Consider the following 15,193-nt stretch of genomic DNA (forward strand, 5'->3'; position numbering starts at 1 on the left):
TGTAGATCATTAAAACTGAAAATGTAACCGGTTTCTGTAACCGGTTTCTTTTTAGTGGGACAGAGAAAGTATTGTGCTTGCGGGTCAGAGGGTGGTATTGGGGAGCGCCGGAGAAAAGGCGCTGAGGAGCAGGCAGTATGCCAACCTGAGTACGTAAATACATTGGCTGACATACTGCCAGGGCCTAAGGCGGGAAGCGTTATTCAGTCTGTGCCTTAGTCGCCCGTGAACTTAAAGCTGCTGCGGAGGCTATTCAGCGAATGCGATGTCCCTCAGGAACAGGGCAATCTCTGGGAAGAACACCAGCAGTGCGGCTGAAATCAGCAAGATGGCGATAAAGGGGGCAGTGCCTCGCACCACTTCCCAGTAGGGCTTTTTGAACACGGCAATGGCGGTAAAGATGTCACAGCCGAATGGCGGTGTGGCAGAACCAATGGCCACCTGCAAGGTAATAATGATCCCGACATGAACAGGATCGAGATTGGTGGCTTCGATGGCCGGCGCAAAAATGGGTGTCAGCACCAGAATCACCACAATCGGGTCGACAAACATGCAGGCGATAAAAAAGGCAACAGAAATAGAAGCCAGCACACCAAGCGGACCCATTTCATCAATGCCGACCGCATCCAGGATCATCTGCGGAATTTGCGCGAACGAAATAATCCAGGAAAAGCCATTGCCGACACCGACCAGAATGAAAACGACCGCAGTGATCAAGCCGGTGGATTTGGCGATGGCGTAAATATCTTTGCTGCCCAGAGAGCGAAAAACAATGAACTCCAGAAAGACAGCGTAAAGCACACACACAGCTGCGGCTTCGGTCGGGCTGAAAATCCCGCCGTAAATCCCGCCGACGATAATCACCGGAAACATCAGCGGCCAGATGGCGTTTTTAGCCGCATTAATGCGCTCAGACCAGCTAGCACGCTCTTCTGTCGGCACCTTATTGATGGTGGCGTAAGCCAGACAATACAGAGAGAAGAACAGCAGAATCATCAGACCAGGGCCGACGCCTGCGATGAAAAGCTCTGCGATAGACGTTTCTGAAATGACACCATAAATGATCATCCCGATACTGGGTGGGATCAGGAACGCAATATCACTGGCGTTGATGATCAGGGCCAGGGAAAAAGAATCGCTGTAACCGGCTTTGAGCAGCTTGGGGCGCAGTGTGGAACCTACAGCAACCACAGTGGCCTGGGTGGAACCTGATACTGCGCCGAACAGGGTGCAGGAAGCCGCGGTACTGATAGCCAGGCCACCCCGGATATGACCGATAAAGGTCATTACCATATCTATCAGGCGGTTGGCTGAGTGGCCGCGGGTCATGATATCCGCAGCCAGAATAAACATGGGGACGGCAATCAGAGAGGCCGGGCGGATCCCGCCCAGCACTTGCTGGATAAAGGTATCCATTTGTCCCATTCCGCCAAACATCATGTAGAAACCGGTCAGGGCGGCGGTAATCAGAGGGATCATCATAGGGAAGCCGATCAACAGCATCACTATCATGATCAGCATTAAGGTCATAGCCATGGTGAATACCTTTTATACTTCATTTTTTATTTCTGTATGTCACTTTCAGTCTTTGTGTACTGGTCAAGCACACCGGTGGAGAGGTAGATATCCGGGCTGGTGGCATTTTTATAGGCAGTCAGCAGGTACTGCACACCTGTGACAGCAAAACCGAGTGGAACCCAGATATATATCCACCAGATTTCAAAACCGAGTGCCGGTAAAATACGGCCGCGCTCAAACACGGACACCACATATTGGAAAGAAAAATAAGCCAGCAGGAACATGATCGCAGCAGTGATGACGGCAATCAGGATCATGACGATTTTCCGGCCGGTGAAAGGCAGCATGTCGTACAACGCAGACATGCGGATGTGGCGGCCATGGCGGGCAGCATAACCAATGCCGGCAAAAGTAATCAGAATAATGAGTATGCGATTGATTTCGCCGGAGAAGAACAGGCCCTGGCCAAAGCCGAACCGCGCCACTACGTTAACACAGGTGTTCAGGGCCATGAGCAGCACACCTGTAGCAAGCATGAAGGATTCAATTTTACTGATCAGTGTATCGATTTTGCCGATAACACCAGGCAATTCCGAGTGGTATTCCAATGATTCGGAATCGGACATAACAACTTCCTCAAACAGTAAGGTACCGCGGGTCAGGCGGTACCTCGTACGACTTTATTATTGTTGAGCAGCTTTCAAGTCAGCTTTGAACTGGTCCAGCAGTTCCTGACCATCCGACCCTGTCATATCAATAAAGGTTTTTTCTACCTGAGGTGCACGTGCTTTGAATTTGGCAATTTGCTCTGCAGATAAGCGTGTTACTGTTACATCGTCACTGGCTTGCTCGATTTTCGCGAGGGATTTTTCAGCCAGGCCCGTAATGTGTTTCATGGTCTCACTGAAGGCATATTCCGCTGCTTGGCGTACCATTTTCTGGTCTTCGTCCGACAGGCCATCAAAGAATTTCTTGTTTGCCATCGAAGCTGTGGTGAACCAGCCGTGGTGCGTAAAGATCAGGTTTGGTGAGACTTCGTACAAACCGCCAGACTCAATCCAGAAAATAGGGTTTTCCTGGCCCTGAATCATATTGGTCTGCAGGGCACCGTATACCTCACCCCAAGGCAGTGGGGTCGGGGTAGCGCCAAAGGCTTCATAGGTGGACGAAAGCAGAGGGTTAGTCATGACACGGATTTTCTTGCCCTTCAACTCTTCCGGAGAGGTAATAGGCTCATCAACCGTCATTACCATTTCACCTTCAGGGTACATCTTAAGCAACTCTAAGCCTTGTTCTTCATACAACGCAGGGAAGTTGCTATTTACAGCTTTACTGGTTTTGAAGAAATTGATCACGGCTTTCATATCTGTGGGCATCAGATAAGGAATGAAGAAAATTTGTGCCTCAGGAATGAGCGAGCCGGTAAAGCCGGGTGACTGGTTAACAAACTGCAGAATACCGGCCTGAGTTTGCTCCATAATATCGTCTGATTCACCCAGTTCGCCAAAGCGGTATATTTTAAGATTATGGTCAGAGTGCTCTTCAATATAATCTTTAAACTTATGCGCATAAACGTCTTGTACATCGCCCTCATATTCTTCGTGAGCGTAACGCCATGTGTCTGCATTAGCCAGAGTGGAAAACCCTAAAGTTGCAGCAATACAAGACAGTGCAGCAATTTGCTTGATATGACGGTGAATAAACATCACGTCCCTCCTTATGGAATGCGTTAAAGCCATGCCAGATAAAAGTAATTAATCCGTGACGGTTTAAAACACGGTTAATTGTGATTTTTATCCAGTTGAACAGTGGCAATTTTCAGTTTCAGTCCTTTAATACCCTGACAATATTATTGTTTTTATTAAAGTAATTCGTCGATGGAATGTCTTCTGCTGTGACTTGTGTCACGATTATTTGTCAGGTTTTTTGATGTATCAAATAATAACCTCAAAGAGGTTGACATTATTTTTATTGGGTTTATTGAGACGTGGTTGTAATCATTTATTTTTAATTGAACGATTAATTAAAAATAGTTTTCTCATCTGATGGTTAGAAAAGTCAGGAAATGTTATGCCTATTTTTATCACTCATTATTGTCGGTTTTTCTATGATTATTTGACTATTTTTAGCCACTGAGTTTTTAACGTATCGGTTTATTATTCACAGAGGATAAGTGTAAGTTCAGTGCAGCGATAGCAGCAAATGGGGGTGATCGATAAAGCAGTTTATTTATAAGAAGGAGCCTGATGCTAAGTAAAAGCATGTTTGTTTCTGTACCTTGGCTCAGGGATATATCTGAAAAGGACAAATAATGAAGAATGTACCTGACTGTTCCACAGGCTTTGCAATATTCGGTTTGTGCATCGGTCTGTCTCAGCCAATGCAAGTGCCAATACAAGAGATTATGAAAGAGTCAGAGAAAAAAGAAACAGGGCAGGTGACATATGCTCTCTGGTTTATATTGTCCTGACGGGATTAAAAGAACGTCCTCTGCAACCTTGTCTCTCAGGCTTATATACTTTGTGAAACTTGTTAATAGTAAACGGTTCTAACTCTAAGCGGTTTGAGGCCGTGATTTGGCAGAGAATGACCCAATATCTATCAGTCAGGGTCGACTTTATTCAATGAGGGTAAACAGAATGGCAAATGAATATGTACCACCGAAAGTCTGGACGATGGACGCTGAAAACGGCGGCGAGTGGGCGAGTATCAACCGCCCCGATTCCGGTGCCCGGTATGAGCAGGCATTGCCTGTGGGTTCCCATCCCTTACAGCTCTATTCTCTGGCTACGCCAAATGGACAGAAGATTACCATTATGCTTGAAGAGCTGCTGGCGCTGGGGGTTACCGATGCCGAGTATGATGCGCACCTGATTAACATAGGCGATGGCGATCAGTTTTCCTCAGGCTTTGTGGCGGTCAATCCGAACTCAAAAATTCCGGCTTTGGTGGATCAATCCGGGCCAAGCCCCGTCAATGTGTTCGAGTCTGGTTCTATTCTGGTCTACCTGGCGGAAAAATTTGGTTACTTTCTACCGGTCGATATTGCCGAGCGTACCCAAGTAATGAATTGGTTGTTCTGGCTGCAAGGATCTGCGCCTTACCTGGGCGGTGGCTTCGGGCACTTTTATGCGTATGCCCCGGAGAAGTTCGAATACCCGATCAATCGCTTCACCATGGAAACCAAACGGCAACTGGATGTGCTGGACAAGCAACTGGCAAACAACACTTATATCGCCGGTGAAGAATACAGCATTGCAGATATCGCGATCTGGCCCTGGTACGGCAACCTGGTATTGGGTTATGCCTACGATGCGGCCGAGTTTCTCGATGCCGCCAGTTACCAGCATGTACAGCGGTGGGCGAAATCCATTCTACAACGCCCGGCGGTACAGCGCGGCCGTATTGTGAACAAAACATCCGGTGAAGAATGGGAAGTGCTGCCAGAGCGCCACAGCGCGGCGGATATTGACGCAGTGCTCAAACTGAAGCCCTGATTTATTCAGCCATAGTTAGCCAGTTTATTCAGCTTTGAAGTGGCAGTGTTGTCTGCCACTTTTTTTATGGTTTTTCGGTGTGCGAACAGACCAATTCAATGGATAAAATGATTACTGTACTCTGTCTTCCATCATTGGTTTGTGGCCGCGCAGGCGGCTGATGTCCGTCATCGGTGGAATACCAAACAGGCGGCTGTATTCCCGGTTGAAATGGGAGGGGCTTTCATAGCCGACTCTGTAGCTGGCAGCGGAGGCATCTATGCCGTCCTGTAACATGATCCGGCGCGCTTCATTGAGCCTGAGCTGTTTCTGAAACTGCAGCGGCGTCATGGATGTCACGGCTTTGAAGGCGTTGAACAGTGAAGACTGGCTCATGTGAACCATATCCGCCAGCTCCTGAACCCGGATCGGTTCCCGGTATCGTTGCTGAATCATCTCGACTACTTTGCTGATGCGGTTGGCCTGGGTATCCCGGAGCAGGAACTGGCGAAGCTGAACCCCAACCGGGCTTTTCAGCAGCCTGAACATGAGCTCCCGTTTCAGCAGCGGCATCATGACGGGGACATCTTCCGGATGGTCGAGTAAGGTCAGGAAACGTTTGAACACCGATAGCATATCCTCATCAGATGTCACGGTTCTGATGCAGTAAGGGCACTTGGTGATGGCTTCGGGCGGTTCGTTCATGACGATCAATAAATCGGTCAGTTCTTTGAGGTCGAGCGCAATACTGACGCCAATGTAAGGTTGCTCTTCTGAAGCGCGAAGGATCTCGCCGACCACAGGCATCATCACAGGCACCAGTAATAAATCGCCTTCTTTGAGTAGCAATTCACGCGCCCCGGCCGTAATGCGCTTTTCACCTTGCAGCAGCAAACACAGCATCGGGCTGTAGATAGTTGGTGAGCAGGAGGTATTTTCCGTGCTGTGCACCAGTTTAATGTCCGGCAGCGCCGTTTCGGTCAGTCCTGGCCCGTCAGTATGCCGATTCACCAGGTTGATTAATTCTTGTTGGATACCCGTCACTGTGTCACTCACCCTTGTCTCATCCACATGCGATTATAGAGTATAAGGCAAGCTTGCTGTCACTGTTTTAACGCATGATGACAATTGGAGGATTAGGCAAGGATTGTGTAGAAAAAGGCAAGATATCAGGTGTGGCGCGAATTCAGCTTTTATAGGCCCAAGAGTCTGTAACTTGTGTCGCAACTGCCATGGCGGCTTGTTGACTCTGACTGTTTGTAGAAATAGGCAATCTTCTCCGAGCTTTCGACAATATCAATACGCTGAATGGCACATAGAATGACAAGGTGACACCCGATCCTTCTGTGACGGGTCGGGTAAGACATTGCATTTATCGATTTTCGCGTATCAAAGTCAGAGAGGATTGCCTGATGACCCTATTCACCCCATTTCGAAACGTGTTCCGGCAACGGCTTCTTGGTGGCATGTCTGTATTTCTGGTGTCCGCCTCCGGGGCAGCGTTTAGCAATGAATCTCCGACATCCCCGCCACTGCCTGTCATCAGTGTGGCGACTGTGCTCAGTGAACGTATTACCGAGTGGGATGAATACACAGGCCGCTTGCAGGCACCCGAGACCGTGGTGCTCAAACCCCGCGTCTCCGGATACGTGACCGAGGTGGCTTACCGCGAAGGTGACCTGGTTCAGGAAGGCGATGTGCTGTTCAGCATTGACGATCGTCTGTTTCGCGCAGAAGTTGAACGGCTGGAGGCGCAGCAGGCCAGTTTGCAGAGCCAGTTAAAACTGGCCGAGAGCGAGTTTGTCCGCGCTAAACGGCTGAACGCGACCAAAGCCATTTCTGCCGATGTTTATGACAACCGCCAGGCTGCATTACAACAGGCCAGGGCCGAACTGGATGCGCTGAAAGCGTCGCTGAAGCACGCGCGGTTGCAGTTGTCATTCACCGAGGTGGTGTCGCCGATTGACGGCAGAGTCTCACACGCGCAGGTTACGCAGGGCAACTATGTCACCAGTGGCCAGAGCGAACTGACAACTATAGTGTCGACCGAACAAATGTACGCCTGGTTTGATGTTGATGAGCAAACTTACCTCAATTATGTCCGCAATCATCTGGTGCGTGTGTCGGAAACCAGTGATTCCAGCCCGGTGAGCATGGCCTTGTCCGGTGACGACGGTTATGCATTTCAGGGCCATATCGATTTTATCAACAACACAGTGAATCAGCAGACCGGATCGATTCGGATGCGGGCGAGCTTTGAGAACAAAGATCAGGTGCTGATGCCAGGGCTGTTTGCCCGTTTACGGCTGATCGCCAGCAAACCTTATGACGCCATTCTGATTGATGAAAAAGCCGTCGGCACCGATCTCAACAGAAAGTATGTCCTCAAACTGGATGACGCCAATGTGGTGACTTACCAGCCAGTGACTCTGGGTGAGAAAGTCGCCGGCTTGCGTGTGGTGCAGTCCGGCCTGACAGCGCAGGACAGAATCGTGGTCAGCGGGCTGCAGAAGATCCGGCCGAGTATGCAGGTTGCGCCGAAAACCGTGGAGATGGCCACCACAGAACAACTGGCCGATATTCACCGCTTTCAGCAATGGCACACAGAAGACAGCGCTGTGGAAGAAATCCATGTGCTGACCGCCCGCCAACCGACAGACGCACAGTAATCAGGACAGACTATGTTTTCACAATTTTTTATCCGCAGACCGGTATTTGCTTCTGTGCTGTCGCTGCTGTTTGTCATTGTCGGCAGCATCGCGGTCTGGCAGTTGCCGGTGACTGAATACCCGGAAGTGGTGCCACCTACAGTGGTGGTCACGGCCAAGTATCCCGGTGCCAATCCGGGGGTGATTGCCCAGACCGTGGCCTCGCCGCTGGAGCAGGAAATTAATGGTGTGGAGAACATGCTGTACATGTCTTCGCAGTCCACCGCAGACGGCATGATGACGCTGACCATCACTTTTGCCATCGGCACAGATGTTGATCTCGCCGTCTCGCAGGTGCAAAGCCGGGTCGATCGGGCACTGCCGCGTCTGCCACAGCAGGTGCAGCGGCTGGGTGTGGTGACGGAAAAATCATCGCCGAACCTGACTATGGTGGTGCATTTGTTCTCGCCTGACGAACGCTATGACATGCTGTATTTATCCAATTTTGCCAATCTCAAGGTCAAAGATGAGCTGGCGAAAGTCAGTGGTGTTGGCTCGGTAAGATCCTTTGGTGCCGGCAATTTCAGTATGCGGGTCTGGCTGGATCCTAATCAGGTTGCGGCGCTGAACCTCACGCCGTCTGACATCGCCGACGCGATCCGCCAGCAGAACCAGCAGGCTGTAGCAGGCAGTCTGGGTACCCAGCCTGCAAGCCATTCTGATTATCAGTTGCTGATCAATGTCAAAGGGCGTTTGTCGACGGTCGAGGAATTTGAAAATATCATCATCCGCGTCGGGGAGCAGGGTGAAATCAGCCGACTGAGAGATGTGGCGCGGATTGAGCTGGGGGCAGATTCCTACGCGTTGCGCTCTACGCTCGATAATAATGATGCTGCCGCCATCGGTATTTTTCAGGCCGCAGGCTCGAATGCAATTCAGATCTCTAATGATGTTCGCGACACCATGGTGCGTCTGGCGGAAGACTTCCCGGAAGGGGTCTCTTACGAGATTGCTTATGACCCGACGGTATTTGTGCGCGGCTCAATTGAAGCTGTGATTCAGACACTGCTGGAAGCTGTCTTGCTGGTGGTTGCTGTGGTGGTGCTGTTTTTGCAAACCTGGCGGGCGTCCATTATACCGCTGGTGGCGGTACCTGTGTCGCTGATCGGCACTTTCGCCTTTATGCTGCTGATGGGATTTTCTCTCAATGCGCTGTCGCTCTTTGGCCTGGTGCTGGCGATCGGCATAGTGGTGGATGATGCCATCGTGGTGGTGGAAAACGTTGAGCGGAACATCAGTGAAGGCCTGTCTCCGGTCGATGCCACAGTAAAAGCCATGCGCGAGGTGACCGGCCCGATTGTCGCGACCACACTGGTACTGGCGGCGGTGTTTATTCCGACGGCCTTTATGACCGGACTGACCGGCCAGTTTTACAAGCAGTTTGCACTGACTATCACCATTTCGACTTTTATTTCCGCCATAAATTCGCTGACCCTGAGCCCGGCGTTATCGGCGCTGTTGCTCAAAGGCCATGATGCGCCGAAAGACTGGCTGACCCGAGGCATGGACCGGCTGTTCGGCCGCTGGCTGTTCAATCCGTTTAACCGCTTTTTCAGTGCCTTGTCGGGCGGCTATGGTGTGGTGGTGCGCAAAGTCATCCGGGCCGGTGCCATTGCCTCGGTGGCGTATGTGGCATTACTGGGTTTCACAGGCTATCAGTTTGCCACCACGCCAACCGGCTATATTCCGGCGCAGGACAAACAGTATCTGATCGCCTTTGCGCAACTGCCGAATGCTGCGTCGCTGGACCGTACGGATGCGGTGCTGGAAAAGATGTCCGATCTGGCACTGGCACAGGACGGTGTCACGAATACACTGGGCTTTCCCGGACTGAGCATCAACGGTTTTACCAATGCATCCAACAGCGGCATTGTGTTTGTGACGCTGGATGATTTCGACACACGTCAGGATCCGGCGGCCAGTGCCAGCGCGATTGCTGCCCGGCTCAATCAGCAGTATGCCGGCATTGAAGAGGCGTTCGTTGCTGTTTTCCCGCCGCCACCTGTGATGGGCTTGGGCACGATTGGCGGATTCCGGCTGCAGATTGAAGACAGAAACGGCTTGGGTTTTGAGGCTTTACATCAGGCAACCATGACGGTGATGCAAAAGGCAGCATCGACCCCTGAGCTGGCCGGGGTCTTTTCGGGCTATCAGGTCAACGTGCCGCAACTGGATATCGAGGTCGATCGAACCAAAGCGATGCAGCAGGGCGTGAACCTGGATGTACTTTTCCAGACTTTGCAAGGGTATCTCAGCTCAACGTACGTCAATGATCTGAACCTGTTTGGCCGGACTTATCAGGTGAATATGCAGGCGGATCAGGCGTTTCGTCAGGATGCCGCGCAGGTGGGTCAGATCAAAGTGCGTAATGCACAGGGGGACATGGTGCCGATTGATTCTTTTATTCATGTCAAAGACACTGCCGGGCCGGATCGCGTGATGCATTATAACGGCTTTATGACGGCTGAAATTAATGGCGGGCCGGCTCCCGGTTACAGCTCCGGGGAGGCGCAGGCGGCAATTGAGAAAATTCTGGCTGACACCCTGCCGCGGGGCATGGATTACGAGTGGACCGAACTGACTTATCAGCAGATGATCACCGGGGATTCCAACCTGTATGTGTATCCATTGGTGATCCTGCTGGTGTTCATGGTACTGGCGGCGCAGTATGAAAGTGTCCGTCTGCCGCTGGCGATCATTCTGATTATTCCGCTCACTCTGCTGTCAGCCTTAAGCGGGGTGGTGCTCTACGGCGGCGATAACAACATCCTGACCCAGATCGGCTTTATCGTGTTGGTCGGGCTGGCCACTAAGAATGCGATTCTGATCGTTGAGTTCGCTAAAGAGCTGCAGGATCGGGGTTACTCGGTGAAAGACGCGATTCTGGAAGCCAGCCGTCTGCGGCTGCGTCCGATTCTGATGACGTCTATCGCTTTTATTATGGGGGTGGCACCGCTGGTGTATTCCACCGGCGCAGGCGCCGAGATGCGTCAGGCCATGGGTGTTGCGGTCTTCTCGGGCATGATAGGGGTCACTGTGTTTGGCTTGTTGCTGACACCGCTGTTCTATTACCTGCTGGCAAAACGTGGGCAGCAGAAAGTACCGGTGGCCACAGCGTCCCCCGCACTGGAAAGCGTTCAAGAGGCATCATGAGTGAGATCTGGCAGGATACATGCGTTGGCATACTGCTGTGCTGTGCGGTCAGTCTCTCTCCTGTGCTTGACCGCTCACTGTCGCCCGAGAGCCTGTTTCAGGCCTCTCGGGAGGCTTCGCAATACGATGGGGGAGCCTGGCAGAATCTGATGAATCCGGCCGCTCTGAACAGCCTGTCTGAGCAGAGAGCTGGGGTGGCAGAGACAATGATCATGAACGTCTGTCCGGGCGATCAGGGCGGCCAGATTATCTGGCAGCTTGAAGCGTCTGAAATCTGACGTTGTTGCAGAAGGCTCAATGTCCGGCGCGGAGATATTGCAGCGGAGTGTGTCCGGTTTGCTGTTTAAAAAACGCGATAAAAGCACTGTCGCTGGAAAATTCAAGCCGGTATGCCACGTCATTTACCTGAAGATTGGCAGATAGCAGTTCGATGGCTTTCAGTAACCGCCATTGCTGGCGCCAGTCCTGATAAGGCATCCCGGTTTCACGTATAAACAGCCGGCTGATGGTTTTACTGCTGGCACCAATTTGCTCACTTAATACCTTCAGTGACGGGGCATTTTGCTGATTCAGGTGCAGTGCATTGAGCCATGCAGTCAGCCGTCTGTCAGATGGCAGAGGCAGGAATAAACAAGTTTCGCTGGCATAACGCAGTTCCTCAAAAAATAAGGCGTGTGTGAGTTGCATGCTGTCACCGGGCTTGTCCCACGGCCAGAAAGCCATGCGTTCAATCAGGGCCCGAAGCAGTGGATTAACCTCAATGATTTTCACCCTGTCCTCAATGTGAGTGGTGAGTTTGGGATCAAAATAAAGCGAACGATATTCCACCACCTGATACATTTCCGCACAGTGAAGTGTACCGGCCGGAATCCATGCCGCCCGCGTCGGCGGTAGCACACAGCGCATCCCGTTCAGGGTAATGTTCATGCATCCCTGCGGGGCATAGAGCAGTTGTGCTTTCCTGTGCCGGTGCATCCCCGAGTCATGCTTTCCGACACGGGCGGCAATACCGATCACGTCGGCTGCAAAATCATCTGCATCAAAGTAAGTGGATTGCTCGATCAAGGCCATGTGTCTTTATCTTGATGTTTTTTGTCTGAGTGATGTTATTGGGACATTAACAGGATTGAGTAGACTTGGCGCATCTTTTCTTCAGATGAGCGCAAAATAATGAATACCCCTCCTGCTATGTGGCTGATGGTGGTTTTGATCATGTTCCCTCAGATTGTCGAGACCATATACAGCCCGGCGTTACCGGAGCTTGCATCTGGTTTTGGTGTGTCTTTATCTGTTGCCAGTCAGACACTGTCTGTTTACTTCACAGCCTTTGCGGCAGGTGTTGTGTTCTGGGGAATCATGTCTGACCGGATTGGCCGTCGTAAAGCCATGCTGGCTGGGCTGACGGTGTACGGCGCCGCGGCACTGACTGCGATGCATACGCAACAATTTGAATTTTTGTTGCTGTGCAGGGTACTGTCGGCTTTTGGGGCTGCCGCGGGCTCTGTGGTCACACAAACCATGCTTCGGGACAGCTGTGACAGAGCCGCGCTTGCAAAAGCGTTTTCTTATGTGGGGATTGGTGTTTCTGTCAGCCCTGTGATTGGCCTGCTGGCTGGTGGTGTACTGACGGAGTATGGCGGATACCCGGCTGTTTTTGCTGCGCTGAGTCTTCTGGCGGGCATCTTGTGGCTGCTTTGCCTGCTGGGTTTAACTGAAACCAGGCCGGATGTTGTTATCAGGCCATCCGTGCTGACGCTGGGAAAACGAATGGCTGTTGATGCGCATCTCTGGCGACATGCAACGCTGGTAGCGGGATTCAATGTGTTGTTGTTTTCTTTTTATCTGCAGGGCCCCTTTGTGTTTGCGCGACTGGGGTACAGTCCGCAGGTGTTTGGTTACAGTGGTGTTGTATTAGCGATTGGGACTGTATCAGGCAGTCTTATCAACAAGCAGTGGTGCTACCAAGGACGCTCACAGCGTATGTTGGTTCAGCTTGCTTCGGGCTTCGCACTGGCAGGCGCTGTCGGTGTCGTTCTCTTACAGGACAGTTTGTGGTTTTTGTTGCCTATGCTGCTGATTGTGGTGGGGTACGGCATGGGCATTCCGAATATTCTCAGTCAGTCTTTGCAGGCGTATCAGGCGCAGGCCGGGTCAGCGGGAGCATTATTTGGGCTTCAGTACTACCTGTTGATCGGAGTGGGGCTGTCGGTTGCTGGCATGACACCTGAGTTCAGCGGCTTTCAGGTTATCATTGCTGCTCTGATGGTCTTGCTGAGCGTGTCAGTGAAAGCCCCCTCTATGGCGGCTGAACAAAGACTCAGACGGTAATTATTTACTGGTAAGCAGCGTTTACATTGCGGAAGCCGTTAACGCGTTTCGTGAGCAGGTAACGGATTATGTCATAGACTCAAAGCGCGCCATCACGAACTCAACAAATAAGCGTACCCGCATTGGCAGATGATCGCGGTCGCGGTAAAGCATAAACAGGGTGCGGGGTTTGCTGCACCAATCCGGCAGGACTCTGCTGAGTTCGCCATTAGCGATCATAGGCAGAGCAAAATAATCAGGAATATAACCTATGCCCAGGCCAGACTGGATGGCATGAGTCAGCATGCGGATTTCGTCAACTTCCAGACGCAGGCCTTTTACCGGTTGGTGATCATATTCCATCCCTGTCTCAGTATGAACCAGTTGCCAGGGCGACATGGGATGACAGAGGATCGACGGGTGATCGCTTAACATTGCCGGGTGCGTGATGTCCTGCACCGGATAATCGGGATGGGCACAGACAATGAAGTGAATGTCTTTGAGCGGGCGGGCTATCCAGTTTTCCACCACGGGTGTGCCAACACGAAATACCACATCCATTGCCTGGGCTTCAATATCAATCAGAGTGTTGGAAAACTGCAGATCTAACTGAATGTCAGGGTACTGCAGCAAAAAGTCGAAAAAGATACCACGCAGAAACTGAGAGCCCGCATTGATCGGCGCGCTGATACGAATTTTTCCCTTCGGCTCATGCTTGTCTCTGTGCAGATCTTCTCCTATGTCACTCAACTCATCAAACAGTGTGCTGGAGCGTTCAAAATATTGCTGGCCGGTATGGGTCAGCGATATTTTGTGGGCATCCCGGTTCAGCAATCGCAATTGCAGATCTGTCTCTAACTGACGAATCCGCCGGCTGAGTGTCGACAGTGGCATACTTAAATGTTCTGCAGCTGCTTTAAAACTGCCCAGCCGGGCAACAGTACAAAAACAGCGCAGATCGTCGAGAGAATAGTTAGATTTCATATTTGGTATTTACCATGCTGATAATGCTTGTTTATTCAGATAGTGAAACCAATAGACTAGCGGTTATCTTGTGACAAGTCATCCGGAGTGACTATGAATGCTTCCTCAACAATGAAAGCCGTTGTTCTGCTCATTATCTGCACCTTTTTCTGGGGCAGCTGCTTTCCTATTGGTAAACATGCACTGAATGAAGTGCATGCACTCACGCTGGTATTCTGGCGTTTTGTTATTGCGGCGCTCTGCCTCGTGGTCTATCTGAAACTGTTTGGCGCAGAGCGTTTTGTGTTATCCGTTAAGCAATGGTGTTGGGTGATTGGCGTGAGTGCAGTCGGTGTCGGTGGCCTGAATCTGGGGCTGTTTACCGGGCTGGAGCACACGGAGGCCACCAACGGTTCGCTGATTATGGCCCTCAGTCCTCTGATGACGGCGCTGATCGCTTGTATAGCAATGCGGTCTTTACCCACCTTGCCGCAATGTCTCAGCCTGGTGGTCAGTTTGTCTGGCGTGCTGATGGTGATCACGAATGGCCACCTGGAGGCGCTGCTCAAGATGGAATTCAATCAGGGTGATAAGATGATTTTCTCCGGCATGCTGGCCTGGAGCTTTTACACCTATTGCAGCCAGGGGATCAGCCGCTGGATACCTGTGATCCCCTATACCCTTGTCGGTATGGTCAGTGGGGCTGCCGTGATTGGCCTGATGTGTCTGGCCACACCTGAGGTGAAACCGTTCGCCGAGTTGCTGGGCAGCTCATCAGTCGGCCTGCTTGAAGTGGCGTACATCGGCTTGTTCGGTACTGTGGCCGGTTACCTGCTGTGGCTGAACGGTGTGCGGGAACTGGGCTCGCCAACGGCGGCGCTGTTCTTTAATTTTGTCCCAGTATTTGCGGTGCTCACCGCCTATATGATGGGGCAGGCAGTGACGCAACTGCAGCTGATCGGCATTGCGATTGTCATTCTGGGGTTACTGTTGCCAAGGTTGCCGGTATTCAGAAAAGCGACGCAGGCGGTATAAATACGAGCCGGGAGTGACATTACTCCCGGCCAT

The 15,193-nt window shown here is 51.5% G+C and carries 12 protein-coding genes; 6 read left to right on the plus strand and 6 right to left on the minus strand.

Annotated features, from left to right (window positions below; genetic code table 11):
* Positions 1–249: 249 nt before the first annotated feature.
* From D6M16_RS02915 to D6M16_RS02925, 3 genes are read right to left on the minus strand one after another with little or no spacing between them, the layout of a single operon-like run.
* Entirely contained in the window at positions 250–1,536 is a 1,287-nt protein-coding gene (locus D6M16_RS02915; RefSeq protein ID WP_120510493.1) for a TRAP transporter large permease, read from the minus strand.
* Between the two features lie 26 nt (positions 1,537–1,562).
* Entirely contained in the window at positions 1,563–2,144 is a 582-nt protein-coding gene (locus D6M16_RS02920; RefSeq protein WP_046219327.1) for a TRAP transporter small permease, read from the minus strand.
* Between the two features lie 57 nt (positions 2,145–2,201).
* The gene (locus D6M16_RS02925) at positions 2,202–3,224 is read right to left on the minus strand and encodes a TRAP transporter substrate-binding protein (RefSeq protein WP_046219326.1); all 1,023 of its coding nucleotides are present in this window, start codon (positions 3,222–3,224) and stop codon (positions 2,202–2,204) included.
* Between the two features lie 933 nt (positions 3,225–4,157).
* Here D6M16_RS02925 and yghU point away from each other — a divergent pair.
* Positions 4,158–5,015 (plus strand): glutathione-dependent disulfide-bond oxidoreductase, encoded by an 858-nt coding sequence (gene yghU / locus D6M16_RS02930; RefSeq protein ID WP_120510494.1) that lies wholly within the window; start codon positions 4,158–4,160, stop codon positions 5,013–5,015.
* 111 nt (positions 5,016–5,126) lie between these two features.
* Here yghU and D6M16_RS02935 read toward each other — a convergent pair whose 3' ends face one another.
* The gene (locus D6M16_RS02935; RefSeq protein ID WP_162940904.1) at positions 5,127–6,050 is read right to left on the minus strand and encodes an AraC family transcriptional regulator; all 924 of its coding nucleotides are present in this window, start codon (positions 6,048–6,050) and stop codon (positions 5,127–5,129) included.
* A 356-nt stretch (positions 6,051–6,406) separates the two neighbouring features.
* Here D6M16_RS02935 and D6M16_RS02940 point away from each other — a divergent pair, with 356 nt between their 5' ends.
* The 3 genes from D6M16_RS02940 to D6M16_RS02950 are packed head-to-tail and all read left to right on the plus strand — an operon-like array spanning position 6,407 to position 11,133.
* The gene (locus tag D6M16_RS02940) at positions 6,407–7,663 is read left to right on the plus strand and encodes an efflux RND transporter periplasmic adaptor subunit (protein ID WP_205576819.1); all 1,257 of its coding nucleotides are present in this window, start codon (positions 6,407–6,409) and stop codon (positions 7,661–7,663) included.
* 12 nt (positions 7,664–7,675) lie between these two features.
* Positions 7,676–10,855, plus strand: a complete 3,180-nt coding sequence (locus D6M16_RS02945; protein ID WP_120510497.1) for an efflux RND transporter permease subunit — start codon at positions 7,676–7,678, stop codon at positions 10,853–10,855.
* Positions 10,852–11,133: a hypothetical protein gene (locus D6M16_RS02950; protein ID WP_120510498.1), complete on the plus strand. Its 282-nt coding sequence runs from the start codon at positions 10,852–10,854 to the stop codon at positions 11,131–11,133. Before D6M16_RS02945 ends, D6M16_RS02950 begins: the two co-directional genes overlap by 4 nt.
* 16 nt (positions 11,134–11,149) lie before the next feature.
* Here the strand turns inward: D6M16_RS02950 and D6M16_RS02955 are convergent, their stop codons facing one another.
* Positions 11,150–11,926, minus strand: a complete 777-nt coding sequence (locus tag D6M16_RS02955; RefSeq protein ID WP_120510499.1) for an AraC family transcriptional regulator — start codon at positions 11,924–11,926, stop codon at positions 11,150–11,152.
* A gap of 99 nt (positions 11,927–12,025) precedes the next feature.
* On the opposite strand from D6M16_RS02955, the gene D6M16_RS02960 reads away from it, so the two are divergent.
* A complete protein-coding gene (locus tag D6M16_RS02960) occupies positions 12,026–13,183 on the plus strand; it encodes a multidrug effflux MFS transporter (RefSeq protein WP_120510500.1) in 1,158 nt (385 codons plus the stop codon).
* Between the two features lie 66 nt (positions 13,184–13,249).
* On the opposite strand, the gene D6M16_RS02965 is transcribed toward D6M16_RS02960, so the two are convergent.
* Positions 13,250–14,146 (minus strand): LysR family transcriptional regulator, encoded by an 897-nt coding sequence (locus tag D6M16_RS02965; protein ID WP_120510501.1) that lies wholly within the window; start codon positions 14,144–14,146, stop codon positions 13,250–13,252.
* A gap of 93 nt (positions 14,147–14,239) precedes the next feature.
* Between D6M16_RS02965 and D6M16_RS02970 the strand changes: the two genes are divergently transcribed.
* A complete protein-coding gene (locus D6M16_RS02970; protein ID WP_120510502.1) occupies positions 14,240–15,160 on the plus strand; it encodes a DMT family transporter in 921 nt (306 codons plus the stop codon).
* Positions 15,161–15,193 lie beyond the last annotated feature (33 nt).

It is taken from the genome of Photobacterium salinisoli (assembly GCF_003614885.1).
Taxonomy (GTDB): domain Bacteria; phylum Pseudomonadota; class Gammaproteobacteria; order Enterobacterales; family Vibrionaceae; genus Photobacterium; species Photobacterium salinisoli.